This window comes from Aminobacter sp. P4_D5, from assembly GCF_056401815.1.
This window is the reverse complement of the sequence record NZ_JBFUIP010000044.1, coordinates 14,721-39,043: the sequence shown is the minus strand read 5'-3', so window position 1 is coordinate 39,043 and position 24,323 is coordinate 14,721. Positions and strand designations below refer to the sequence as shown.

At 63.0% G+C, this 24,323-nt stretch carries 24 protein-coding genes and 1 tRNA gene; 10 read left to right on the top strand and 15 right to left on the bottom strand.

Annotation, left to right across the window (positions count from 1 at the left end):
• On the bottom strand, positions 1-547 hold a 547-nt coding region (locus tag AC1DWF_RS12255), incomplete at its 3' end, for an MFS transporter (RefSeq protein WP_476841713.1).
• A gap of 212 nt (positions 548-759) precedes the next feature.
• Between AC1DWF_RS12255 and AC1DWF_RS12250 the strand changes: the two genes are divergently transcribed.
• The 4 genes from AC1DWF_RS12250 (at position 760) to AC1DWF_RS12235 (ending at position 2,813) form a co-directional block, all read left to right on the top strand.
• Complete coding sequence (locus AC1DWF_RS12250) at positions 760-1,590, top strand: AraC family transcriptional regulator (protein ID WP_476784002.1); 831 nt, start codon at positions 760-762, stop codon at positions 1,588-1,590.
• Positions 1,591-1,631: 41 nt separating this feature from the next.
• On the top strand, positions 1,632-1,979 hold the full coding sequence (locus tag AC1DWF_RS12245; RefSeq protein ID WP_476784001.1) for a DUF488 domain-containing protein: 348 nt from the start codon (positions 1,632-1,634) through the stop codon (positions 1,977-1,979).
• Between the two features lie 82 nt (positions 1,980-2,061).
• Positions 2,062-2,448 (top strand): low affinity iron permease family protein, encoded by a 387-nt coding sequence (locus tag AC1DWF_RS12240; protein ID WP_476784000.1) that lies wholly within the window; start codon positions 2,062-2,064, stop codon positions 2,446-2,448.
• A 62-nt stretch (positions 2,449-2,510) separates the two neighbouring features.
• Positions 2,511-2,813 (top strand): hypothetical protein, encoded by a 303-nt coding sequence (locus AC1DWF_RS12235; RefSeq protein WP_476783999.1) that lies wholly within the window; start codon positions 2,511-2,513, stop codon positions 2,811-2,813.
• Positions 2,814-2,937: 124 nt separating this feature from the next.
• Here AC1DWF_RS12235 and AC1DWF_RS12230 read toward each other — a convergent pair whose 3' ends face one another.
• Positions 2,938-3,129, bottom strand: a complete 192-nt coding sequence (locus AC1DWF_RS12230; protein ID WP_476783998.1) for a DUF1059 domain-containing protein — start codon at positions 3,127-3,129, stop codon at positions 2,938-2,940.
• Between the two features lie 403 nt (positions 3,130-3,532).
• Here AC1DWF_RS12230 and AC1DWF_RS12225 point away from each other — a divergent pair, with 403 nt between their 5' ends.
• Complete coding sequence (locus AC1DWF_RS12225) at positions 3,533-3,775, top strand: DNA-binding protein (RefSeq protein WP_476787790.1); 243 nt, start codon at positions 3,533-3,535, stop codon at positions 3,773-3,775.
• Between the two features lie 48 nt (positions 3,776-3,823).
• Here the strand turns inward: AC1DWF_RS12225 and AC1DWF_RS12220 are convergent, their stop codons facing one another.
• Entirely contained in the window at positions 3,824-6,328 is a 2,505-nt protein-coding gene (locus AC1DWF_RS12220) for an ATP-dependent helicase (RefSeq protein ID WP_476841712.1), read from the bottom strand.
• Positions 6,329-6,597: 269 nt separating this feature from the next.
• On the opposite strand from AC1DWF_RS12220, the gene AC1DWF_RS12215 reads away from it, so the two are divergent.
• Positions 6,598-7,140 (top strand): glyoxalase superfamily protein, encoded by a 543-nt coding sequence (locus AC1DWF_RS12215; protein ID WP_476784727.1) that lies wholly within the window; start codon positions 6,598-6,600, stop codon positions 7,138-7,140.
• Positions 7,141-7,204: 64 nt separating this feature from the next.
• On the opposite strand, the gene AC1DWF_RS12210 is transcribed toward AC1DWF_RS12215, so the two are convergent.
• Genes AC1DWF_RS12210 through obgE form a run of 6 tightly spaced genes read right to left on the bottom strand, consistent with a single transcriptional unit; the run spans position 7,205 to position 11,900 of the window.
• Positions 7,205-7,792 carry a nicotinate-nucleotide adenylyltransferase gene (locus AC1DWF_RS12210; RefSeq protein ID WP_476841714.1) on the bottom strand — a complete coding sequence of 196 codons (588 nt, stop codon included), beginning with the start codon at positions 7,790-7,792 and terminating at the stop codon, positions 7,205-7,207.
• 32 nt (positions 7,793-7,824) lie between these two features.
• The gene (locus AC1DWF_RS12205) at positions 7,825-8,124 is read right to left on the bottom strand and encodes a type II toxin-antitoxin system RelE/ParE family toxin (protein WP_476784726.1); all 300 of its coding nucleotides are present in this window, start codon (positions 8,122-8,124) and stop codon (positions 7,825-7,827) included.
• Positions 8,121-8,378, bottom strand: a complete 258-nt coding sequence (locus AC1DWF_RS12200) for a CopG family ribbon-helix-helix protein (protein WP_476784725.1) — start codon at positions 8,376-8,378, stop codon at positions 8,121-8,123. The genes AC1DWF_RS12205 and AC1DWF_RS12200 overlap by 4 nt, the downstream gene beginning before the upstream one ends.
• A gap of 35 nt (positions 8,379-8,413) precedes the next feature.
• A complete protein-coding gene (locus AC1DWF_RS12195) occupies positions 8,414-9,700 on the bottom strand; it encodes a glutamate-5-semialdehyde dehydrogenase (protein ID WP_476841711.1) in 1,287 nt (428 codons plus the stop codon).
• A 3-nt stretch (positions 9,701-9,703) separates the two neighbouring features.
• Positions 9,704-10,846, bottom strand: coding sequence for a glutamate 5-kinase (proB, locus tag AC1DWF_RS12190; protein ID WP_476784729.1), 1,143 nt, complete (start codon positions 10,844-10,846; stop codon positions 9,704-9,706).
• A 16-nt stretch (positions 10,847-10,862) separates the two neighbouring features.
• On the bottom strand, positions 10,863-11,900 hold the full coding sequence (gene obgE, locus AC1DWF_RS12185) for a GTPase ObgE (protein ID WP_476841710.1): 1,038 nt from the start codon (positions 11,898-11,900) through the stop codon (positions 10,863-10,865).
• Positions 11,901-12,016: 116 nt separating this feature from the next.
• Between obgE and AC1DWF_RS12180 the strand changes: the two genes are divergently transcribed.
• Entirely contained in the window at positions 12,017-12,874 is an 858-nt protein-coding gene (locus tag AC1DWF_RS12180) for an endonuclease/exonuclease/phosphatase family protein (RefSeq protein WP_476784921.1), read from the top strand.
• Positions 12,875-12,881: 7 nt separating this feature from the next.
• Here AC1DWF_RS12180 and AC1DWF_RS12175 read toward each other — a convergent pair whose 3' ends face one another.
• The 3 genes from AC1DWF_RS12175 to rplU all read right to left on the bottom strand — a co-directional run bounded on the left by AC1DWF_RS12175 (position 12,882) and on the right by rplU (position 14,320).
• Positions 12,882-13,469 carry a GNAT family N-acetyltransferase gene (locus AC1DWF_RS12175; protein WP_476784920.1) on the bottom strand — a complete coding sequence of 196 codons (588 nt, stop codon included), beginning with the start codon at positions 13,467-13,469 and terminating at the stop codon, positions 12,882-12,884.
• A 124-nt stretch (positions 13,470-13,593) separates the two neighbouring features.
• Positions 13,594-13,863 (bottom strand): 50S ribosomal protein L27, encoded by a 270-nt coding sequence (gene rpmA / locus AC1DWF_RS12170; protein WP_055974797.1) that lies wholly within the window; start codon positions 13,861-13,863, stop codon positions 13,594-13,596.
• 25 nt (positions 13,864-13,888) lie between these two features.
• Positions 13,889-14,320 carry a 50S ribosomal protein L21 gene (gene rplU / locus AC1DWF_RS12165; protein ID WP_476787793.1) on the bottom strand — a complete coding sequence of 144 codons (432 nt, stop codon included), beginning with the start codon at positions 14,318-14,320 and terminating at the stop codon, positions 13,889-13,891.
• Positions 14,321-14,954: 634 nt separating this feature from the next.
• Between rplU and AC1DWF_RS12160 the strand changes: the two genes are divergently transcribed.
• Positions 14,955-15,044: transfer RNA gene (locus tag AC1DWF_RS12160), tRNA-Ser, on the top strand.
• A gap of 267 nt (positions 15,045-15,311) precedes the next feature.
• Here the strand turns inward: AC1DWF_RS12160 and metH are convergent.
• Both metH and AC1DWF_RS12150 read right to left on the bottom strand, forming a co-directional pair.
• Positions 15,312-19,121, bottom strand: coding sequence for a methionine synthase (gene metH / locus AC1DWF_RS12155; protein ID WP_476804262.1), 3,810 nt, complete (start codon positions 19,119-19,121; stop codon positions 15,312-15,314).
• Positions 19,122-19,173: 52 nt separating this feature from the next.
• Complete coding sequence (locus tag AC1DWF_RS12150; RefSeq protein WP_476787234.1) at positions 19,174-19,881, bottom strand: phosphoribosyltransferase; 708 nt, start codon at positions 19,879-19,881, stop codon at positions 19,174-19,176.
• A 91-nt stretch (positions 19,882-19,972) separates the two neighbouring features.
• On the opposite strand from AC1DWF_RS12150, the gene AC1DWF_RS12145 reads away from it, so the two are divergent.
• Positions 19,973-21,154 (top strand): M20 aminoacylase family protein, encoded by a 1,182-nt coding sequence (locus tag AC1DWF_RS12145; protein ID WP_476841709.1) that lies wholly within the window; start codon positions 19,973-19,975, stop codon positions 21,152-21,154.
• A 3-nt stretch (positions 21,155-21,157) separates the two neighbouring features.
• On the opposite strand, the gene AC1DWF_RS12140 is transcribed toward AC1DWF_RS12145, so the two are convergent.
• The gene (locus AC1DWF_RS12140; protein ID WP_476841708.1) at positions 21,158-22,081 is read right to left on the bottom strand and encodes a nucleoside hydrolase; all 924 of its coding nucleotides are present in this window, start codon (positions 22,079-22,081) and stop codon (positions 21,158-21,160) included.
• Positions 22,082-22,187: 106 nt separating this feature from the next.
• On the opposite strand from AC1DWF_RS12140, the gene AC1DWF_RS12135 reads away from it, so the two are divergent.
• Entirely contained in the window at positions 22,188-24,056 is a 1,869-nt protein-coding gene (locus tag AC1DWF_RS12135; protein WP_476841707.1) for an adenine deaminase, read from the top strand.
• The last annotated feature ends 267 nt before the right edge of the window (positions 24,057-24,323 follow it).

Here is a 24,323-nt window from a genome sequence, read left to right as displayed (position 1 = left end):
AGACAGCATTGAAGGCGATGCCAATGAGCGGCGCCTGCGCGGTCGCGATATCGACGAAGCCGAGCAGGAACGAGCCGACGCCCAGGCCGACGACATATGAGACATAAAAGATCGCCATGACGCGGCCACGGATTTCATTGCCGACGGCATCGTTGAGCCAGCTCTGGGCCACAATGAACAGCCCGCATATGGCAAAGCCGTAGAGCACCCGCGCGGCGATCCAGACAACCGGGAAGGTTCCGGCACCGATAGCCACGTTGGACAGCACKACCAGGGCTGAAAACACCATATAGGCGCGCGCATGGCCAACCCGGCGCACCAGCGCACCGGTGAGCAGGCAACCGGCAAGCCCGCCGGCGGAGAGGCCCGTGAGAATGGTACCGGCCCAGGTCGGTGCATAGCCGGCGGCACCCAGGCTGATCGGAATGTAGCCGAACATCAGGCCGTTGCCGACCGCCACCAGCGCCATCGCCACGATGACGCCGGCAACCGCAATCACCGGCGCGGGCGGTTCATCGTCCTGGCCTGTCGCGTGCTTTTGTTCCATGCCGCCAGTTTCGCCTGCCGTTGCTGCGTACGTAGTTGCAAAAGCGACATCGTCACGCTGGCTCCGCCAATTGCCTGTCCTGGATCAAAATGAAAGGGCCCGCGTTTTGGCCCATCGACATTTCGTGCGAAAAACGTCGTTGCAGCAACCACAATCAAACGAGCCGCGCCGACAAGGGGCATACCGGGTGCGTTCTCATGCAGGAAAGACCAATGACCCCGGTTCAAAAAGCCATCTGGTTCATCGAAAGCCACTATTCCAGGGATATCGGACTGGACGAGATTGCCGCCATTGGCGGTGTCTCTCGTTTCCACATGTCCCGCGCCTTCGGTGCCGCCACCGGCCATTCGCTCATGGGTTACATCAGAGCCCGCCGCCTCACCGACGCGGCGTTCTCGCTGGCCAAAGGCGCGCCCGACATTCTGGCGGTCGCGCTCGACGCCGGCTACGGCTCGCATGAGGCGTTCACCAGGGCCTTTCGCGACCGCTTTGGGCTCACGCCCGAGGCGGTGCGTGCGAAGGGCGCTGTTCCCCAACCCGAATGCGTGGAGCACCTCAAAATGGACGAAACCTTTGTTGAAAACCTGGCCCCGCCGCGTTTTGTCGATGGCGGCCCACTGCTCATCGCCGGCTTTGGCCAGCGCTACACTTGCGAGACCAGCATCGCCATTCCTTCGCTGTGGCAGCGCTTCGGCCCGCATTTCGGCAGCGTTCCAGGCCAGAAAGGCATGGTCGGCTACGGCGTCTGCTGCAATTTCGACGACGACACTTTCGAATACATCGCCGGTGTCGAGGTCACTGACTTCTCCGGCCTGACATCGGAGTTCAGCCGCCTGCGCATCCCGCCGCAGCGTTATGTCGTGTTCGCCACCACCGAGCACATCTCGGCGATCCGACGCATCACCAACACGATATGGAGCAAGTGGTTTCCGAGTTCGGGCCACGAGGCCGCCGATGCCCCGCATTTCGAGCGCTATCCCGAAAGCTTTGATCCGGTGACGGGCAATGGCGGCTATGAGCTCTGGCTGCCGATCAAGAGCTAGACTGGCCATTCCGATGCCCGGAAGCCTATCATTGACTCGGAATGGACAGCATCAGGATCAAACGCGTCTATGAGACGGCCACCGCCGACGATGGCTTTCGCGTGCTGGTCGACCGGGTCTGGCCGCGCGGGGTGACCAAGGAAAAGGCCGCTGTCGATCTCTGGCTCAAGGAAATCGCGCCTACGACGGAGCTGAGGAAATGGTTCGGTCATGCCCCTGAGCGCTGGGACGCGTTTCGTTCGCGCTATCTTTTGGAACTCGCGGCGCGACCGGCGCTGGTCGAAGACTTGCGCGCGCAGGCAGCAAAGGGGCCGCTGACGCTGGTCTACTCGGCCCGTGACAAACTCCACAACCAGGCCGTGGTGCTAAAACAAGCCCTTCAGGGCTGAGCATCCAGTCTGGCTGCGGGGCGATCGAAGGGAACCTGAACGGGTGCCGATTGTTTCCTTTCGCTGGGCGAAGGAATTTTTCATGTACGAGAAGGTTTTCACCAGGATCGCCAACAAGGTGGCCTATGCTGCCGGGCTGCCGCCAACCTTTGCGGCTTGTTGCCTGATCATCGTTGTTTGGGCGGTGTCCGGCCCATTCTTTGGCTTTTCCGATACCTGGCAACTCGTCATCAACACCGGCACGACCATCGTCACCTTTCTGATGGTGTTCCTCATCCAGAACACGCAGAACCGCGACGGTGCCGCGATCCAGGCCAAGCTCGACGAACTGATCCGGGTCAGCACCGGCCACAATCATTTCATCGGCATCGAGCACCTGACCGAGACCGAGGTCGAGGAAATCCGCCGCAAATGCGAGGAAGCGGCAAAGCGGCATGACTCGCGGGCGAGGTCAAAGGCGAAGGGGTAGCGCCAAGGTTGACGATAGCTCATGTCGGGCCCAAGATTGTTGCGAGTTGGGTACGGTGTGGCGTGATTGACTGGTTGGACATCCTCAAGGAGCAAGCCGAAACCGGCGCGGAAATGGCCCGCGAGGTACCTGTCACGCTTGCCAATCCCGACATCAGCCGTGATCAGGTGAAAAAGCTGTTTGCCGCGCTCGAACAGCAGGCCGAGTTCGTCGAAAAACTGCGGCAGGTGCTGGAAGCCAACGACTTCGAACCCGAGGTGCTGGTCGCCGCCGAGAAGCTGGAAGACCGTTACGCCGATCTGGCGGCATCCGCGGCCGAACGGCTGAAGGCTATGCGCAGCGGCGGCAACGCGCGCCGGCAATAACCGTCTATCTGGTTTAAACGCGCACCTTCGCTCCGCGATCAACGCCGTTGTCACGGCTTTTCCGTGCGATCAATGCGGCGTGGCGAGCAAGGGCACCGGCTGCATGCCAGCGCCCGTGATACGGTCAGGCCGGCGGCGTGCCGGAATGGATGACCTTCTTGATCTCCGCACGGAAAGACGGCGAGTCCTTTTCGCCATGAACTGACACAGCGTGCTGGACGGCCGCATCAATGAGTTCTTTTTCGGTGTCGGCCGCGATAGCTACGGTGCACTTCATTTCGCTCGGGAACTCACGGCAATCGATATATTGGCGCATCGTCTTCGCCTCCCAGCGATTTTATCAGATGTAGCTAATATTAATCCCGTAAGCAGGAAGCGGCAACTCATAAGACAAGGTGCCGGCGCTGGCGCTCATTCCCCGGCCGGCCCGCGGAATGCATTTGCGCGTTCAAACGCCCATTGCCGGAAGGTACGGGGCTCGCAGCCGGTCAGCTGCTCGACCGTGGGCAGCGGGGGGCTCACCGCCGTCATCCCGGGCGAGCGAAGCGAAGCGACGTGAGACCCGGGATCTATTGACCAGCACGGCCGGGTTCTCGGTTTGCAGAGGCATGGATGAAGTGCGCCAAGGCAAGGACCCGACCGAGTACGACGATGCTATGACCAATGGATCCCGGATAACCTGCGCTTCGCTCCGGTTTCCGGGATGACGGAGACAGGGAATGCCCTTCACCGATGCCAAGGCTTGCGACAGCGCCGAACACAGTGCGTGGGTTTCGGTCGGTGATGTCGAGGCTCGCCGCGCTTTCTGGCGCGAGGCGGCCAAGGGCTTGCTTGATGGCAAGCGGCAACGGATTTCAATTCCGCAGCGCGATCTCGCACGCCTCAAGGCGCGTGCGGCAGAGGAGGGCATGCCCTACAAGCGGCTCATCAACTCGATCCCGCATAGATATGTGGAAGGATGAAGGTGCCGTGCCTATCTCCCTCCCAAAAGGAAGAGATAGGGCGCTTCCTCACACAGCGTTCACGAACCCGTCCAAAACTTTCTTCTGACCGGCCTTGTCGAAGTCGATGGTCAGCTTGTTGCCGTCGACGGCCGAAATGTTGCCGTTGCCGAATTTCTGGTGGAACACCCGGTCGCCGACATTGAAGCGCGAGGGTTCGGTCGCGACGGACTTCGCCACCAGCTCGCCCTCGATCATGCGGCCCTTGACCGAGCCGCGACCAGCACCAAAGCCTGAATCTGTCTCGCCATAGCCGATGCGCTCGACCGAATGGCCGGAGCGCGAGCCCCAGTTGCGGTCGGTGGCCTCGGTGCGGTTTTRCTGCGCGCGCTGCCAACCCGGCGTGGCGTAGGTGTTGGAGAAGGATTTTTCGCCGACACTGTCGAATCGCGATGCGCCATAGGGGTTCTGGCGGCCGCCGCCCGAACCGTAGCCGCCATAGGAATTGCCGGCATCGGCGACCTCGACATGGGCCTCGGGCAGCTCGTCGAGGAAGCGCGAGGGGATCGTCGACTGCCATAGGCCGTGGATGCGGCGGTTGGAGACGAACCACAGATGCAGGTTCTTCTTGGCGCGGGTGAGCCCGACATAAGCCAGGCGGCGCTCTTCCTCCAGACCCGAGCGGCCGCCCTCGTCGAGCGCGCGCTGATGCGGAAACAGGCCCTCCTCCCAGCCGGGCAGGAAGACGGACTCGAATTCCAGGCCCTTGGCCGAGTGCAGAGTCATGATGTTGACGGCGTCGAGGTCCTCATTCTTGTCGGCGTCCATGACGAGCGCGACATGCTCCAGGAACGAGCGCAACGACTCGTACTCCTCCATCGAGCGTATGAGTTCTTTCAGGTTCTCGAGCCGGCCCGGCGCTTCGGCCGAGCGGTCGTTCTTCCACATGTCGGTGTAGCCGCTCTCTTCGAGAATGGTCTCGGCGAGTTCGGTGTGCGGTGTGTTGTCGAGGGCCTTTTGCCAGCGCTCGAAATTGGCTGCGACCTCGCGCAGTGCCGCGCGCGGCTTGGGCTTCAGCTCGTCGCTTTCGGCGAGGTTGCGGGCTGCTTCAAGCATCGGCACGCCGAGCGCGCGGGACGTGTCGTGGACCTGGCGGATGGCGGCTTCGCCAAGGCCACGCTTGGGTATGTTAACGATGCGCTCGAAGGCAAGGTCGTCGGCACCTTGGGCAACGACCCGGAAATAGGCCATGGCGTCGCGGATTTCCTGGCGCTCGTAAAAGCGCGGGCCGCCGACGACGCGGTAATTGAGCCCAAGGGTTACGAAGCGGTCCTCGAACTCGCGCATCTGGAACGAGGCGCGGACCAGGATCGCCATGTCGTTGAGATTGTGCTTTTGGCGCTGAAGCTGTTCGATGGTCTCGCCGACGGCGCGGGCTTCCTCCTCGGAGTCCCAGGCCGCATGCACATTGACCTTGCCGTCTTCGGGGTCGTTGCGATCGGTGAACAGCGTCTTGCCGAAGCGGCCCTCATTATGGGCGATGAGATGGGAGGCGGCACCCAGTATATGGGCGGTGGAGCGGTAGTTGCGTTCCAGCCGGATGACGACGGCGCCTGGAAAATCCTTGTCGAAGCGCAGGATGTTGTCGACCTCGGCCCCACGCCAGCCATAGATCGACTGGTCGTCGTCGCCGACGCAGCAGACATTCTTCTGGCCCGGCGCGCCGGTTTCCTGGGCGAGCAGGCGCAGCCACATGTACTGAGCGGTGTTGGTGTCCTGGTACTCGTCGACGAGGATGTATTTGAAGCGCTTGTGGTATTCCTTGAGCACATCCGGATAGGCGCGGAAGATGCGGATCGGGTGGCACAAAAGGTCGCCGAAGTCGCAGGCGTTCAACGTCTTGAGCCTGTCCTGATAGGCCTTGTAGAGCTCGCGGCCCTTGCCGTTGGCAAAAGCGCGGGCGTCGCCCTCGGGGATTTCGGCAGGGCCCAGGCCCTTGTTCTTCCAGCCGTCGATCATCATCGCGAACTGGCGCGCCGGCCAGCGCTTGTCGTCGAGGCCTTCGGCCTGGATCAGCTGCTTGATCAGACGGATGACGTCGTCGGTGTCCAAAATGGTGAAGTCGGAGCGCAGGCCGGCAAGCTCGGCATGGCGGCGCAGCATCTTGACGCCGATGGAGTGGAAGGTTCCGAGCCACGGCATGCCCTCGACGGCTTCGCCGACAAGCAGGCCGATACGTTGCTTCATCTCGCGCGCCGCCTTGTTGGTGAAGGTCACTGCGAGGATCTGGCTGGGGTAGGCGCGGCCCTGGCTCAGGATATGGGCGATACGGGTGGTGAGCACGCGCGTCTTGCCGGTGCCGGCACCGGCAAGCACCAGAACCGGCCCCTCGGTGGTTTCGACGGCGAGGCGCTGCTCGGGGTTCAAGCCCTTGAGATAGTCAGGCGCGGCCGGTGGCTTACGTGCGGCCATGGCACGCGCAGCGATACCGCTGGGCGCAGGCGTGCCAGCGGGCCGGGACGGCATTGCGCCGGGCTCGTCAAAAAAGGGCATGTCGTCCGGAAAGTCTGACATCTGCCCCGAATGTAGTGATTCGGGGCAGAAAGGCCAGAAGCGTCTCTGTTTTGTTCTGGTTTGAACCGGGGAAATTGCCGCCCTTGACCCTACGACAACCCCGTTGTTAGCTTGACGGACGGCTGGATGTGGCCGGCAGCCCGGGCCCCGCACAGGGGTTTGGCGAACACGTCGGACGCTTCACGTCACCTGATCCCAAGAGATGGTGAGAGCATCGGCAATGCGGGCACTGATGGGTTTTCTCGCCAGAAGCTGGGGATTGGAAGACCATGCGAACCTATCGTGATGCAAAGGCGATGGCGAAGGCCATGCGCGAAGTGCTGGCTGAAAAGGAGCTGGCTGTCAGCCACAGCGAGGCGCTGGAGATCGTCGCCCGGCAATTCGGACTCGGCACCTGGAATATCCTGTCGGCCAAGATCGGAGACGACACTGCCTCCGACGATCGCGGCATCGCCTTCGAACAGGCTGTGCCGATCGTGCGCATTTTCGATGTCGCCAAGGCGCACGAGTTCTATCGCGGCTTTCTTGGCTTCAAGGTCGATTGGGAGCATCGCTTCGGCGACAATTTTCCGCTCTACACGCAGGTGTCGCGTGGCGGGCTCAAGCTGCATCTGAGCGAGCATTCGGGCGACGCCAGCCCTGGCGGCAACATGGTCGTCACCATGCGCGGCGTGGAAGCCTTCCACAAGGAGCTTGCGGCCAAGGATTATCGCTATCTCAAACCCGGTCTTACCCATGAAGAGTGGGTAACGGAGATGCAGGTGACCGACCCGTTCGGCAACCGAATCCGCTTCATGGAAGCGAAAGACTAGGCGTTTGGCAACTGCGCGATGATCAGCTGCCACTACGTCCGAATGTAGATTGGTCCGCGCTCTATTACTTGGCCGTGCCGTTTCGCAATGCCGTCGACGACAGCAGCGAGCGCGGTCCGTGGATGAAGGTCCATGCCGGTGCCTTCATCCGCGCCAGGCGCGACGCATCGCCCTCATCGACGCGTGCGTAGTCGAAAGTCTTGGCGACGACCGACGACAAGAACGACAGCGTCGCCCCCGGACGGTCGATGACGGCGATGGGGAAAGTCATGACGATCTGCCGCCAGCGCYGCCAGTGGTGGAAGTCGCGCAGATTGTCGGCCCCCATGATCCAGACGAAATCAACGCCGGGATTACGCGCCTTGATCAAGGCCAGCGTGTCGGCGGTGTAGCGCACATTGTGGGTCGCCTCGAAGGCCGTCACCTTGATGCGTGGGTCCTCGGCGATTGCCTCCGACAGCTCGATGCGCTTGGCGAGCGGCGCCAGCTCGCGCGTGCTTTTCAGCGGATTGCCAGGGGTGACGATCCACCACAGCTGATCGAGCTGAAGCCTGCGCATGGCGATTTCAGCGACAAGGCCATGGCCGGCATGCGGTGGGTTGAACGACCCGCCAAATAGCCCGATCTGCATGCCCTTCATCGCATGCGGCATGCGCAGGTATTGAGACGGAATATCGTGGGAACTCATTCGGTCGGCCACTCGCCATCCGGCCAGTCCCTGCTGCCGTGAATGATGCGCAGGATGTAGACGGTCAAATCCGACATCGAATAGGCGATGATGAAAGGCGTTTTTTGCGCGAGTTTCTCGTAGGTGCCGGTCATTCGGCCCTGATGACCCGTTGGAAATTCAGCCAGATTGTCGATGGTTGCAAGAATTCGATCGGCAATTTTGGAAGCGGCTACAGGATTATCGCGATTTATGTAGGCGATGACAGATTCGAAATCAGCGAGTGCATCTTCCGACCATTCGATGCCACGCATCATTGCTTGCGTGCAAGTGCAAGGGTGTCCATGATCCGCTTTCGTGCCACCTCATGCGGCACTGTCCGCCCCGCCTTCACATCATCGAGCCCACGTTGAATGCCGGCAATGATTGCTAGTTCACGCTCGACATAGTCGGCAATGGCCTCGCCAGCGAGGAACGATTTCGTACGCCGCGTGAGCAGCGCCAGCTCCTCAAGCCTCGATTTCGTCTCGCTATCGAGACGAACAGTAACGGTCTCGGATTGTGTGCTCATGTGCACAATGTAGCACGATTGTTTGCCGCCGCAAGCTAGCTCCGCACCTGCCCGGAACCGCGCACGCGGTACTTGAACGACGTCAGTTGCTCGACACCGACCGGCCCGCGCGCATGCATCTTGCCGGTGGCGATGCCGATCTCGGCACCCATACCGAACTCGCCGCCATCGGCGAACTGCGTCGAGGCATTGTGCAGCAGGATCGCCGAATCGATCTCGTTGAAGAAGCGTTCGACGGCCTTGGCATCCTCGGCGACGATCGCCTCGGTGTGGTGCGAGGAAAACGTCTCGATATGCTCGATAGCCCCTGCAACACCGTCGACAAGCTTCACCGAAATGATGGCGTCGAGATATTCGGTCACCCAGTCGGTGTCGGTCGCGCGCTTGGCATCCGTGAAGGCAGAGAGCACGTCTTCGTCGGCATGGATCTCGCAACCCGCCTGGCGCAGCGCTTCGAGCACCGGCACCAGGTGAGTGGAAGCCACCGCGCGGTCGACCAGCAGGGTCTCGGCAGCACCGCAGATACCGGTGCGCCGCATCTTGGCGTTGACGGCAATGTCCACCGCCATGTCTGGCTTGGCCGACTTGTCGATGTAGAGATGGCAGATACCTTCCAGGTGGGCGAAGACCGGCACCCGCGCATCGTTCTGCACGCGCTCGACCAGGCTACGGCCGCCGCGCGGGATGATGASGTCGAGATTTCCCGACAGGCCCTTCAGCATCTCGCCCACGGCGGCACGGTCGGCCACCGGCACCAGCTGGATCGCGTCCTCGGGCAGGTTGGCCGACTTCAGCCCTTCGACCAGGCAGGCATGGATCGCCAGCGATGAATTGAGCGAGTCCGAACCGCCACGCAGGATCACCGGATTGCCGGCCTTGAGGCAGAGCGCACCCGCATCCGCCGTCACGTTCGGGCGGCTTTCATAGATCACGCCAATGACGCCAAGCGGCGTACGCACGCGCTCGATATGCAGGCCGTTGGGCCGGTCCCATTCGGCAATCACTTCACCGACGGGATCCCTCAGTTCGGCAATCGCCCTGATACCGTCGGCCATGTCGCGGATGCGGCCAGCCGTCAGCTTGAGGCGATCCATGAACGAACCACTCAGCCCGGCTTCCTCGCCGTTCTTCACGTCGATGGCGTTGGCGTCGAGGATTTCATCCTGGCGGCGCAGGATGGCTTCGGCCATGCCGATCAGCGCGGCATGCTTGCGTTCGGCGGAAGCGATGGCGAGTGGACGGGCGGCGGCACGAGCCTTGCGGCCGATTTCGGCCATCAGGGACGCTGTATCCTCGTGGGACTTCTCATGCGCCTTCAGCATGTCCTACCCTTCCGCTTGCACCGCAACCTTGTCCGTGTGGCTGACGACGAGGTCGTCGCGATGGATCATCGCCGAACGCGCCTCATAGCCGAGAACGGTCTCGATCTCAGTCGTTTTCAGCCCAGCGATCCTTACGGCATCCGCAGCGTCATAGGCAACCAGTCCGCGCGCGATCTCGCGACCCTCGGGCGACAGGATCGCCACCGTATCGCCGCGCGAGAAATTGCCGCTGACAAGCTTCACGCCGGCTGGCAGCAACGACTTGCCCGAGAGCAGCGCGCCAACAGCACCGGCATCGACAGTCAACCGGCCCGCCGGTTCCAATTGGCCAGCGATCCAGGTCTTGTAGCCCTTCACCGGGTTGCCGCTCGGCCGGAAATAGGTGGCGCGCTCACCGCGCTCGATGGCCATTAGCGGCGACAGCCGCGTGCCGGCGGTGATGATCATCGCCGTTCCCGCCGCAGTGGCGATCTTGCCAGCATCGAGCTTGGTGCGCATGCCGCCACGCGACAGCTCGGACGCCGCAGCCCCTGCCATCGCCTCGATGTCGGGCGTGATGCGGTCGACGACGGGGATGAACTTCGCGTCAGGGTCGCGCGCCGGTGGCGCCGTGTAGAGCCCGTCGATATCGGACAGCAGGACCAGCAGGTCCGAGCCCATCATTGTTGCAACACGCGCCGCCAGGCGATCATTGTCGCCGTAGCGGATTTCGCTCGTCGCCACAGTGTCGTTTTCGTTGATGACGGGCACGGCGTTCATCTTGAGCAGCGTCGAGATGGTAGCGCGCGCATTGAGATAGCGCCGGCGCTCCTCGGTGTCGCCAAGCGTCACCAGGATCTGGCCAGACTTCAGCCCCTTGCGACCGAGTTCTTCCGCCCATGCGCCCGAAAGCGCGATCTGGCCGACGGCGGCCGCCGCCTGGCTTTCTTCTAGCTTCAGCGCGCGCTTGCCGAGGCCAAGGATGGTGCGGCCGAGCGCAATCGCACCCGACGAGACGACCAGCACGTCGGCGCCGGCCTCAGCCAGCGTCGCAATGTCGTCGGCCATCGACGCCAGCCATTCGCGCTTCAACCCGGTGGTTCGATCGACCAGAAGCGCCGAGCCGATCTTGACGGTAATCCGCTTGTAGTTCTTCAGCGAAGGGATCGTCATCGCAGGCAGCCTACTTCGTCCAGCGCGCGTCGGAGGGCGCCACGTCACCGCTCGCTTGCCGCGCTTCCTCGACCACGCTCATCAGCGCGCGCAACGTCTCTTCGACGCCCTCTCGGGTGACGGCTGAAAGCAGGATCGGCGCACGTCCCGCCGCGCGCTTCAGCGACGCTACCTTCTTCTTGCGCTCATCCGGGTCGAGCGTGTCGACCTGGGAGAGTGCCACGATCTCGATCTTGTCGGTCAGCCCATGGCCATAGGCTTCCAGCTCACCACGCACGACCTTGTAGGCCTTGCCCGGGTTTTCTTCCTGAGCCGAAACGAGATGCAGCAAGACGCGGGTGCGCTCGACATGGCCGAGGAAACGGTCGCCGATGCCAACGCCCTCATGGGCGCCTTCGATCAGGCCGGGAATATCGGCGATGACGAATTCGCGCGCATCGATGCGCGCAACGCCGAGGCCCGGATGCAGCGTGGTGAAGGGATAATCGGCGATCTTCGGCTTGGCCGCCGTGACCGAGGCAAGGAAGGTCGACTTGCCGGCGTTGGGCAGGCCAACGAGGCCGGCATCGGCGATCAGCTTGAGCCTGAGCCAGACCCACATCTCCTGGCCGTCCAGGCCGGGATTGGCGCGGCGCGGCGCCTGGTTGGTCGAGGTCTTGAAATGCTGGTTGCCAAAGCCGCCATTGCCGCCCTTGGCGAGCAGGAAGCGTTGGCCGACCTGGGTCAGGTCGCAGATCAGCGTTTCGTTGTCTTCCTCATAGACCTGCGTACCGACAGGCACTTTCAGGATGATGTCGGAGCCCTTGGCACCGGYCATGTTGCGGCCCATGCCGTGCACGCCGGTCTGCGCCTTGAAATGCTGCTGATAGCGATAATCGATCAGCGTGTTGAGCCCGTCGACGACTTCCAGCCAGACGTCGCCGCCGCGGCCGCCGTCGCCACCGTCCGGCCCGCCGAATTCGATGAACTTTTCGCGCCGGAACGACACCGCACCCGCGCCGCCATTGCCGGAGCGGATGTATACCTTGGCTTGATCGAGAAATTTCATCGGACTGTTCGTCTCTTGCTGTTATTTGGTTGTTTCAGCGAACCTGCCATAGCGCAAGGCGCGGCGAAGGGCGAGCGCGGATTGAAAGCCGCCTGAGATGACGGGAGATTTCGACAGTGAAGCTGGTCACCTACAACACCCAGTACGGCATCGGCCGTGACGGCCGCTACGACCTTCAGCGCATCGCAGCTAGCATCGACGGTGCCGACATCATTGCCCTGCAGGAGGTGACCCGCAATTTCATGCGCAACAACGGCGCTGACATGGTCGCCGGGCTTGCCGAACTGCTGCCCGACTATTTCCACGTCTATGGCATCGCCATGGATATCGACTTTGGCCTGCTCGAAGACGGGAAACCGGCCAACAAGCGCCTGCAATTCGGCAACATGGTGCTGTCGCGCTGGCCGATCGTTGCGTCGCGCTGCATGCTTTTGCCGCGTACACGTCGCCTCAACCGCGGCAATTTGCAACGCGCTGCACTCGAAGCGCTCGTCATGGCGCCGTCCGGTCCGCTGCGCGTCTATTCGGTGCATCTCGATCACGTCAATCCAGAAGAAAGGATGGCGCAGATCCGTCATCTCAAGCAACGGGTCTACGCCTATCCGATGGAAGGCGGCGCCATATCGGGCGCTGCCGAATACGGATTCCCCGAGCTCCCCTGCCCCGAAGAATTCGTGCTTTTGGGCGACTTCAACATGGTTCCCGGCTCGCCCGAACATATTGAAATGACCGGCGCGCCCGACCCTTTCGAAGGCCCCCAGATCGTCGCCCACCATCCCGTCGACGCCTATGCGCTGGCGGGCGGAATTCCCGATGGATCGGTCTCCTGGACCGACACGACCCATCCGGAAAAAACCCGCCTGATCGACTACGCCTTCGTCCAGGCCAACCTGGCCGCCAAGGTCAAATCCGTCCGCATCGACAGCGAGGCGAAGGGCTCCGACCACCAACCGGTCTGGCTCGAGCTGGCCTGAGCTCGCCTCAGCTGCGTGCCCACGACCTGAGGCTCGCCCAGGTCTTGCGGTCGAGCCGGTAGCGCTCGACCGGCACCTGGCCGGCGACGATCGAGTTCAGCATGCCCTGCCCGGCATACTGGAAGCCGCACTTGTGGATCACCCGCCGCGACGCCGGGTTGATGACCCGGCACGAAACGTTGAGCACATTGACGTCGGTCGCGCGGAAGGCGAGATCGACCAATGCGTGCGCGGCTTCGGTGGCATAACCCGACTTCCAATAGGGCTCGCCGATCCAGTAGCCGAGCTCAAGCCCACGATCGGTGACGTTGAGCCCCGCCGAGCCGACAAAGGCACCCGTATCTGCAACGGTGATCGCGTAGACCACGCCGCCTCGCTGGGCCCGCGCCATCGAAAGAAAGGCCCGCGCCTCGCCCTCGCCATAAGGGTGCGGCATGCGCGACAGCATCTCGGCGATGTGGCGGTTGTCGGCGAGCTCCACCAGCTCGGCGATGTCGTCTTCATGCGGCGGGCGCAGGACCAGCCGCTCGGTCAGCAATATGGGGCAATCGACGGACAGCCTTTCGTCTTCGCTGTCTTCCTTCTCGGCAACCATGTTAAAAATCCTCCAGGAAAAAATGAAAAAGGGGAGATGGAAACCCATCTCCCCTGATCCTTTTCCTGGCTTGGCCAGACACCGGTTCCCGAGATGGGGCGCCGGTGTTGTAGTGCGGAACCGGCTACTCCGCGGCCTTGAGAATCGGATTGACCGATACGTAGGTTCGGCCATTGGCTTTTTTATTGAAGGTCACGGCGCCTGCTTCGAGCGCAAAAAGCGTATGATCCTTGCCCATGCCGACGTTGACGCCGGGATGCCAGGTGGTGCCGCGTTGACGAACGATAATGTTGCCGGGAATCACGGATTCGCTGCCGAACTTCTTGACGCCAAGACGCTTGGACTCTGAATCGCGACCGTTGCGCGACGAACCGCCAGCTTTTTTATGTGCCATGGATGTTCTCCTTCAGTCGCTCTGATTACTCTGATTCCGCGACGGCTGCAGCCTTTTTCGGCGCTGCCTTCTTCGCGGGCTTTTCTGCAGCCACGTCAGCTGCGGCTTCGGCCTGCACTGCCGCCTTCTTCGAAGGCTTCGCACCGCCGGTCAGGATCTCGGAGATCCGGACAGTGGTGTGGTGCTGACGGTGACCGCGCGCACGACGCGAATTCTGGCGACGACGCTTCTTGAAGGCGATGACGGTCTTGGCGCGGCCGTGCTGGACAACTTCCGCCGTCACCACTGCACCAACCACGAAGGGCGCGCCGATCTCGGCGTTGTCGCCTTCGCCAACGGCGAGCACTTCAACGAATTCAACGGTGTCGCCGGCGGCGCCGACGAGCTTTTCGATCTTGATCACATCATTGGCGGCAACGCGATACTGCTTGCCGCCCGTTTTGATGACTGCGAACATTTTATGCCTTTCGCTGTTCGGTCGACCTTGTTGAACCACCTGGGCGGTTCGGGTCGTCTTTTTGTCAGTCGTACGGGTTCATGACAAACGGCGCAGAGAACCCTCCACGCCGAATGCAGGGGTCCCGTAACCGAAGGTTGCCATCGAGTCAAGGCGAACACGCCGGCAAACCGACGTTTCGCGGGGGCTGCCGGCCTCCCTCCTGCCATCAGGTCATGGAGGGCAACCCTCGGATACACGGCTGTGCCAGAACCGACAATCGTGCAGACGCGGCCTCGCCCCAATAAGCCTTATCACACCCCAGGACCGCCCGTGTGGCCGCGCGGCCCGCCGCCTCCGTCGACCGCAGCCCCTTGACCAAGGCTTGGGTCCACCCGCATGCGGCAACGCTCAGATGGGGTACTGGAGGGTTCTGAAAGAAAACGCCTTGTGGGCACTCCGCAACTGCAAGGTCCGAAGCATTCGAGCCAAAAGGGAGCGAAAAGGGCATGGCGGCAACACAGCTGACGCAGCGTCTTGCGCCTATTTCCGCCTCGACTGAAAAGATAGCTGATCTCGGCCACATTTGGCCTTGTGCGATAGGCCATGAGCCGTTATCTAGTGCGCCGCGCCGGCAACGGCCGATCACGACCGCGGAGAGGTGGCAGAGTGGTCGAATGCACCGCACTCGAAATGCGGCATGGGTGCAAGCCCATCGGGGGTTCGAATCCCTCCCTCTCCGCCATTCACCTCGTTGTGTGCTCGACTTGATGGCAATCGGGCCGCTAGGCTTCGGCTTACTGCGCTCAGCCTCCCCATTCAAACCAGGCCTAAAAACCGCGTTGATGATTGCCGTGTCGACGGCGGATTCATAGCGCAACGCTTGCAGCGCGAAGCGGCGCGCCATGGGCATGCCACTCCGAAACGTTCTGAATGAACGCACCACCGGCATGCCCTATCAGGAGTCCCAAAAACGCAAGCGTTGATCACCGCATCGTCAGGAGYGGGCGCCTCATTCCGCCGCTTGCGCGTAGGACGCGGGCACATAGTTGAGGATCGGCCCCAGCCAGCGCTCGACCTCGGTGATGGTCATGCCCTTGCGCGTGGCATAGTCTTCGACCTGGTCGCGCTCGACCTTGGCGACGCCGAAATAATAGCTCTCGGGATGCGCCAGATAGACGCCGGAGACCGACGAGCCCGGCCACATCGCCATGCTTTCGGTGAGGCTGACGCCGGAATTCTTCTCCGCGTCGAGCAGGCGGAACAACGTCACCTTCTCGGTGTGGTCAGGCTGCGCGGGATAGCCAGGTGCCGGCCGGATGCCGCGATATGGCTCGCCGATCAGATCGTCGGGTGCGAGATTTTCGTCCGGCGCGTAGCCCCATAACTCCTTGCGTACCTTTTCGTGCATGCGCTCGGCGAAGGCCTCGGCGAAACGGTCGGCCAGCGCCTTGACCATGATCGAGGAATAATCGTCATTGGCGCGCTCGAAGCGCTGGGCGATCGCTACTTCCTCGATGCCGGCCGTGACGACAAAGCCGCCGAGATAGTCTGCCTTGCCGCTGTCGAGCGGGGCGATGAAGTCAGACAGCGCCATATTGGCCTTGCCGTCGCGCTTGGTCAGTTGCTGACGAAGGGTGAAGAAGGTCGCCAGTTCCTGCGAGCGCGCCTCGTCGGCGAAAAGCCTGACGTCGTCGCCGACCGCATTGGCCGGCCAGAAGCCGAGGACGGCCTTGGGGGCGAACCATTTCTCGTCGATGATCTTCTTCAGCATCGCCTGCGCGTCCTCGAACAGCTGCCGTGCCGCAGGGCCCTGCGCTTCATCCTCGAGTATCTTGGGATAACGCCCCTTCATCTCCCAGGTCTGGAAGAACGGCGTCCAGTCGATATAGCGGGCGAGCTCTGCCAGATCCCAGTTCTCGAACACCTTGGTGCCGAGGAAGGACGGCTTGGGCGGCGTGTAGGATGCCCAGTCAACCTTGTGCGCATTGGCACGCGCCTTGGCCAGCGGCAGGCGCTGCTTGTCGGCCTCCGAGCGAGCATGGGCGTCGGCGACCTTCTTGTATTCGGCCTGAATGGTCTCGACGTAGCCGCTCTTGGCGCTCGGGGACAACAGATTGGACACCACGCCGACCGCACGGCTGGCGTCGTTGACATAGACGGTCTGGCCGCTGGTGTAACGCGGATGGATCTTCACCGCCGTGTGCACGCGGCTGGTGGTGGCACCACCGATCAACAGCGGAATGTCGAACCCTTCGCGCTCCATTTCGGCGGCGACATGCGCCATCTCGTCGAGCGACGGCGTGATCAGGCCGGAGAGCCCAATGATATCGACCTTCTCGTCTTTTGCGACCTGCAGGATCTTGGTTGCCGGCACCATGACGCCAAGGTCGATGATTTCGTAATTGTTGCAGGCGAGCACGACGCCGACGATGTTCTTGCCGATGTCGTGGACGTCGCCCTTGACCGTCGCCATCAGGATCTTGCCGGCGGTCTGGCGCTCGCCATTGTCGATGCCCTTGGCGGCGTTGGCCGCCTTCTCCGCCTCCATGTGCGGAAGGAGGCCGGCGACCGCCTGCTTCATCACGCGGGCCGACTTCACGACCTGCGGCAAGAACATCTTGCCGGCGCCAAACAGGTCGCCAACGACGTTCATGCCGGCCATCAGCGGGCCTTCGATGACATGCAGCGGACGCTCGGCCTTCAGCCGCGCCTCGTCGGTGTCGGCGTCGATGAACTCGGTGATGCCGTTGACCAGCGCGTGGCTGATGCGCTGCTCGACCGGCCAGTCGCGCCAGGCGAGGTCGCGCTCCTTGGCTTCCTTGCCGGCAGTGCCCTTGTAGCGTTCCGCCAGTTCCAGCAAGCGCTCGGTCGCCGTTCCGCCGGCCTTGGGCACGCGGTTGAGCACGACGTCCTCGCAGGCCTCGCGCAGCTCCGGATCGATCGATTCGTAGACGGCGAGCTGGCCGGCATTGACGATGCCCATGTCCATGCCGACCTGGATGCAGTGGTAAAGGAACACGGCGTGCATGGCTTCGCGCACTGGCTCGTTGCCGCGGAACGAGAACGACAGGTTCGACACGCCGCCCGAGATATGGACGTGCGGCAGGGCCTCAGTGATTTCGCGCGTCGCCTCGATGAAGTCGACGCCGTAATTGTCATGCTCCTCGATGCCGGTGGCGACGGCAAAGATGTTGGGGTCGAAGATGATGTCTTCCGGCGCAAAGCCCGCCTGCTCGGTCAAAAGCTTGTAGGCGCGGGTGCAGATCTCGACCTTGCGCGCCTTGGTGTCGGCCTGGCCCTGCTCATCGAAGGCCATGACAACGACGGCGGCACCATAGGCGCGGCAAAGCCTGGCGTGGTGCAGGAAGGCCTCTTCGCCTTCCTTCATCGAGATCGAATTGACGATCGGCTTGCCCTGGACGCACTTCAGCCCGGCCTCGATCACCTCCCACTTGGAGCTGTCGATCATGACAGGCACACGCGCGATATCGGGTTCGGCGGCTATCAGGTTGAGATACTCGACCATCGCCTTTTTCGAGTCGATCAGGCCCTCATCCATGTTGATGTCGATGATCTGCGCGCCGTTGACGACCTGGTCGCGGGCAACATCGAGGGCGGCGGCGTAATCGCCTGCGGTCACCAGCGTGCGGAACTTGGCCGAGCCGGTGACGTTGGTGCGCTCGCCGACATTGACGAAGGGAATCTCGTCGGTGAGCGTGAATGGCTCGAGGCCCGACAGGCGCATCTGAGGCTTGAGCTCCGGCACCTGGCGCGGCGGATGCTTGGCGACAGCCTCGGCGATGGCGCGGATGTGCTCGGGGGTCGAGCCGCAGCAACCGCCGACGATGTTGATGAAGCCCTCGCGCGCGAATTCCTCGACCTGGGCGGCCATGAATTCGGGGCTCTCGTCATACTGGCCGAAGGCGTTGGGCAGGCCGGCATTGGGATAGGCGCAGATGAAGGTCTCGGCGACATCGGACAATTCGGCGAGATGCGGGCGCATGGCGGCAGCACCCAGCGCGCAGTTGAGGCCTACCGTGAACGGGTCGGCATGGCGGATCGAATTCCAGAAGGCCGACGGCGTCTGGCCCGACAGCGTGCGGCCGGACAGGTCGGTAATCGTGCCCGAAATCATCACCGGCAGGCGCACGCCTTTTTCGATGAATATCTCGTCGCAGGCAAAGATCGCCGCCTTGGCATTCAGCGTATCGAAGATGGTCTCGATCAGGATGATATCGGCGCCGCCATCGATCAGGCCGCGTAGCTGCTCGCCATAAGCGATGCGCAGATCGTCGAAGCTGACGGCGCGGTAGCCGGGATTGTTGACGTCTGGCGAGATCGAGGCGGTGCGATTGGTGGGTCCCAACGCGCCGGCAACGAAGCGGCGCTTGCCGTCTTCCTGCTGCGCGCGGATCGCCGCACGGCGCACCAATCGCGCACCGTCGCGGTTGAGCTCGTAGACCATGTCTTCCATGCCGTAGTCGGCCTGGGCGATGGAGGTCGACGAAAAGGTGTTGGTCTCGATGATGTCGGCGCCGGCGATGGCGTATTTGTAGTGGATCTCTTCGATCGCCGCTGGCTGCGACAGGATCAGCAGATCGTTATTGCCTTGCTGGTGGCAGGCGCAGCCTGTGAACTTATCGCCGCGAAAATGGTCCTCGCTGAAGCCGAGGCCCTGGATCTGCGTGCCCATCGCGCCGTCGAGGATCAGGATGCGCTCGCGCGCCGCGGCTTTCAGCGCAGCAAGCACCTCCGAGCCGTCAGACTTGGCAGCAACCGGCCCAAACAGGGCGTCGAGGGAGGTGGCGTTTTGCGACACTTTTCATCCTTTCGGCGACAAAGCCGTCAGGTCACATAAAGACATCTTTATGTCAATATGTCGAGACCGTTTCCTGCCATCCGCCGTCAGCGGTGCGGCTCAAGCGCGGCGATTGGATCGCGCCATGGATGCGCGAAACGAGCGGCGCGTCGTATTCGCCGATGACCGCTCGCCAGTTGTCGCCCTGCAGCATGGCGAAAATAGCCGCCACAGGTTCTATTCCTGCGCTGCGCAAAAGCCGAAGCACAGCCAGCATCGAGGTGCCTGAGCTGATGACGTCATCGACCACGACCACCCGCTTGCCATCGAGCAGCGGCAACATGCGCGGATCGAGATAGAGGCGCTTGGCATGCGTCGGGCTGGTGATCGAACTCATCGGCTGCGACAGCTCCTCGCTGTACCAGAATTTTCGCGATGTCCCGAGCGCCACCATGCGCTCATGGCCGAGACGCCGCGCCACGCCATTGGCGAGCGGCAGTCCAAGCGTCGGCACACCGATGACGACTTCGGGATCATGAGCCGAAGCGAGTGCCGCCATGGCATCCGTCAGCGCGTCCTCGACGGCAAAGCTCGCCTGGTTGACGATCAGCGACGCCACGGCCTTGTCGTCGCCGCCGGGCAGGATGCGGATCGGCAGCGCGATCTGGCGTCCGTCGGCGAGCGTTGCCGGAAAGAGATCGGCAAAGCCGTCCGCTGGTGCCGCATCGAACGTGCCTGCGGGATAGACGGTCTGCCAGAATTCATGCGGAGCGAGTGGCACTTCGGAGCTTTCTGTTGCAAAAGGAGGCGCGGCGCGGACGGTCCCGCGCGGCATGAAATCGACTGTACAGGCCGGACGGAGTTTGAGCGTGATGACATCGGGCAGCGGCAACGACAAGGGCGAAATCGAGATGCTGGCGGCGTTGCGCCGCGACATCCACGCCCATCCAGAGCTCGGCTTTGAGGAAATCCGCACCTCAGCCATCGTGCAGAAGATGCTGGTGGACGCCGGCATCGCGGTCCATGCGGGCCTCGGCAAGACCGGCGTCGTCGGCACGCTCAAGCTCGGCGAAGGCTCGCGCCGCATCGCGTTGCGCGCCGACATGGACGCGCTCGCCATGCCGGAGATGGCCGAGGATCGCGCCTACAAGTCGACGGCACCAGGCAAGATGCACGCCTGCGGCCATGACGGTCACACCGTCATGCTGCTGGGCGCTGCCCGCGAGCTCGCCCGCAGCCGCAACTTCTCCGGCACGGTGCATTTCATTTTCCAGCCCGCCGAAGAGGGCCGTGGTGGCGCCAAGGCGATGATCGCGGACGGCTTCTTCAAGCAATTTCCTGTCGATGCGGTCTATGGCCTGCATAATATGCYGGGCATCGCACCCGACAGTATGGCGGTCGTCGCCGGCCCGCAGCTTGCCTCCTCCGACCGCTGGACCGTGACATTCCGGGGTATCGGCACCCATGGCGCCAAGCCGCATCTCGGCCGCGACGCGATGACGGCAGCCGGCCAGTTCCTGACCGCGCTGCACACCATCGTTGCCCGCCGCGTCGACCCGCTCCAGCCCGCCGTCGTCAGCGCCTGTGCCATGGAGGCCGGCAGCTTCGAAGCACTCAACGTCATTCCCGATACGGTCAAGATCGGCGGCACCTCGCGGGCCTATTCGGCCGCCGTGCGCGACCAGCTGGAAGAAGAGATCGGCGCATTGGCCGAGGGTTCGGCACGGCTCTACGGCATCGAGGCGGAGTACCGCTATTTCAGGCAGATGCCACCCGTGGTCAACGACCGCGACGCGACCCGGCGGGCGCTGGCAGCAGCGCAAGCGGCACTCGGTGTCGACAAGGTGATGACCGAGTTCCCGCCGTCGACCGCCGGCGACGATTTTGCCATGTTCAGCCAGGAAGTGCCCGGCGCCTATGTCTGGCTCGGCAACGGCCCGGCTGTCGATGGCGCCCTGCACCACAACAGCCGCTACGACTTCAACGACGCGGCGATTGCAACTGGCGTGAAGTTCTGGACGACGCTTGTCGAGCAGGAACTGGCGAAGGCATAAAGCTCATTCCGCCGACAGCCGATCATAGAGCAGCTTCAGCACGGCGGCACTTTCGACCCTGAGCGCGACCGAGACGGGCGAGCCGCTGTCATCGACGCTGAGCGCGCCAGCGTCACGCGTTGTGCCGGTGTCGACTGACAACTTCAGCGTCTCGCAATCGAACAGGTTCTCATCCAGCGCCAGAAGCATCACGCATGGGTCGTGCAGCGGCCGGCTCTCGCCTCCCGTCGTCGATTGGAAATAGGCGTCGATCAACGCACCCGATGCCACCGCCGCCGGCACGCCCGTCTGCTGCAGCATGGCAGTATCGTCGCGCGTGGCACGGACTTTTCTGGTCACATCGAGCGGAATGAGCGTCACTTTCAGCCCCGCACCGAAGACGATTTCCRCAGCCTCCGGGTCAGCGGCAATGTTGAACTCGGCGCGTGGACCGATGTTGCCCGGCTCATACACGGCCCCGCCCATGGCGATGACACGGCCGATGCGCTTGGCCGATTCTGGGTGCTCCTGGACCAGCCGGGCGATGTTGGTCAGAGGTCCGAGCGCGAGAATGTCGATGGTGCCAGCATCAGCGGCGTCGAGTGAATCGCGCAGCCACGTTACGGCATCGTTGYCGATGGGAGATGCCAGCGGATCGGGAAAAGCCACGCCGCCAAGGCCGTCATTACCGTGGATGTCGGCGGTGTCGAAGCCCTTGCGCGACAGCGGGCCGGCAGCCCCCGCGATGACCGGCACGTCGATGCGGCCTTCGAGCGCCAGTAGCCGGCCGGCGTTGCGCGTCGTCGTTRCGATGCCGATATTGCCGGCAACTGTCGTGATGCCCTTCACGTCGAACTCGGCCGACTTCAATGCGAGCAGGATCGCCACCGCATCGTCGATGCCGGGATCGGTGTCGATGATCACCGTGCGGGTTGGGTTCTGCTGCATCGCGCGACCTTTCGTTTCAGTCTCAAATCAAGTCTGGCTTCGCTTCCCATTTTCAGGTCAGGTGAATCAAGCTGAAATACCCAGACATATCGAACGAGTAGTAAAATTGACCGACACCTTGCCCGACGACCTGCTGATCGACGCCGCTGACGAAATCCGCATCCGCCAGCATCTCGTCCTTGTCGCCCTGGGCAAGCGCGACGCCGACCGCCTCGTTCAGCTGGGCCGCGTGCTCGACGTGCACACCGGCACCTGGATGGACGATTGCGAGGTGGCGATCAGTGGCCGGCGCATCGCTTATGTCGGGCCGGCAGGGAGCTTTCCGGGTAAGGCCCGCGAGACCATCGACCGCACGCATCTGTCGGCGGTGCCCGGCTTCGGCGAGGTGCACAAGCATATCGAAAGCTCGCACCTGACGCCCGAGCACGAGGCAGCGCTGGTCATGCCGCGCGGCAACACCTGGACCTGCGAGGCGAGCCACGAATTCTCCAACGTCAACGGCCCGCACAATCTGCAATTCTGGCTGACCGCGCGGCGCGCAGGCTCGCCGATGAAGATATTCCCGCTGCCCGGCTCGGCCGTGCCGCCCACCGCCTATGAATGGGGCGGCGGCCATTTCGGCTATGACGAGCAGGCAGCCTTCCTTGCCGAAAGCGCGATGGTCGCCGGCCTCGACGAGGTGATGGACTGGCCTGCCGTGTGGAACCCCGAAAACCCGTCCTACGGGCGGCTATGGGGCATGATCCAGGCGACATTCGAAAAGCGCGGCGTCGTCGAGGGCCATGGCTCTGGCCTGCGCGACCTCGCCTCGATCAACGCCTTTGCGGCTGCGGGCCTGTCGTCCGACCACGAGGCCTGGACGCCTGAGGAAGCCTGGGACAAGCTCGGGCGCGGCATCTTCATTGAGATTCGTCCGCATTCGATGCCCGACATCATCAAGGGCCTGCTTGAGCGCGGCCTGCGCGACTGGAGCCAGGTGGCGTTCGCCACCGACGACCGCAGCGCCTCCGACACCCTCAAGATGGGGGCGACCGACTACAATGTCCGCCTTGCCATCGAAAGCGGGCTCACACCCGAGATCGCCTATCAGTGCGTGTCGATCAACCCGGCACGGCACATGCGGCTGACGCCCTTCGTCGGCTCCATCGCGCCTGGCCGCTTCGCCGATCTGGTGATGCTCGACAAGGCGGCGACCGTTTCCATCGCCGAGGTCTGGGCCGACGGCGAGCAGGTGTCGGAGCACAACACCTTCACCGGTCATCTGCCGCGCATCGACTGGCCCGACTGGGCGACCAAGACCGTGAACATCGGGCGCAAGCTCAGTGCCGACKATTTCGCCATCCCGGCGGAAGCGGGCCGCGAGACGATGCAGGCAGCGTTGCTTCGCCCCTTCCACTGGGACGACAATTTCATCACCACGGAATTGCCGGTGGCGGACGGCCAGGTCCAGCGCGACACCGAGCGCAACATCACCAAATTCGCCGTCGTCGACCGCTTCTCGGGCAAAGGCAAGGTGGCCAAGATGTTCTGGCTCGGCTGTGGGCCGAAAACGGCTGACACCGCCGTCGGCTGCACGGTTGCGCATGACAAGCACAACATCTGGGTCGTCGGTTCGTCCGATACGGCGATGGCCGAAGTGGTCAACCGCATCGTCGAAAACCAGGGCGGATGGGCGCTGGTCACATCTGGCAAGGTGGTCGCCGACGTGCATTACGAGGTCGGTGGCCTCATGACCAACCGACCGGCCGAGGCGCTCGATTCCGAGATGGAAAAGCTCTACGCCGAGGCCAACAAGATCGAATGGCTGTACGAGCCGACATTCTCGCCGCGCTGGTTCCCCGGCTTCCCCGAACGGCTGCAATTCGCGACACTGACCTGCGCGCCGTGGCGCTGGGTGCTGGTGGCACCGACCGATGCGGTGCCTGAGGGTTTCGTCAATGTGCAGACCGGCGCGAGCCACCCTGTAGTGTGGTGAGGGTTGTAGGTGCGTCCTTCGAGGCTCGCCCGCCGACATTGATGTTGGATCTGCAATGGCGCTGCGGGCTCGCTCCTCAGGATGAGGACGGTGCGTGCCAAGCACCCCCTCACCGTCACGGCTTCGCCGTGCCACCTCTCTACCACTTGGTGGGGGGCGAGGAACCCAAGTTCTGTGAGGTCGCCCTCCCCAAGGCCTCACCCCTTAGGTCGCTAGTAAGACATCGCGCGATTGGCGATTCCTCGCCCCCACGAAGTGGGGGAGAGG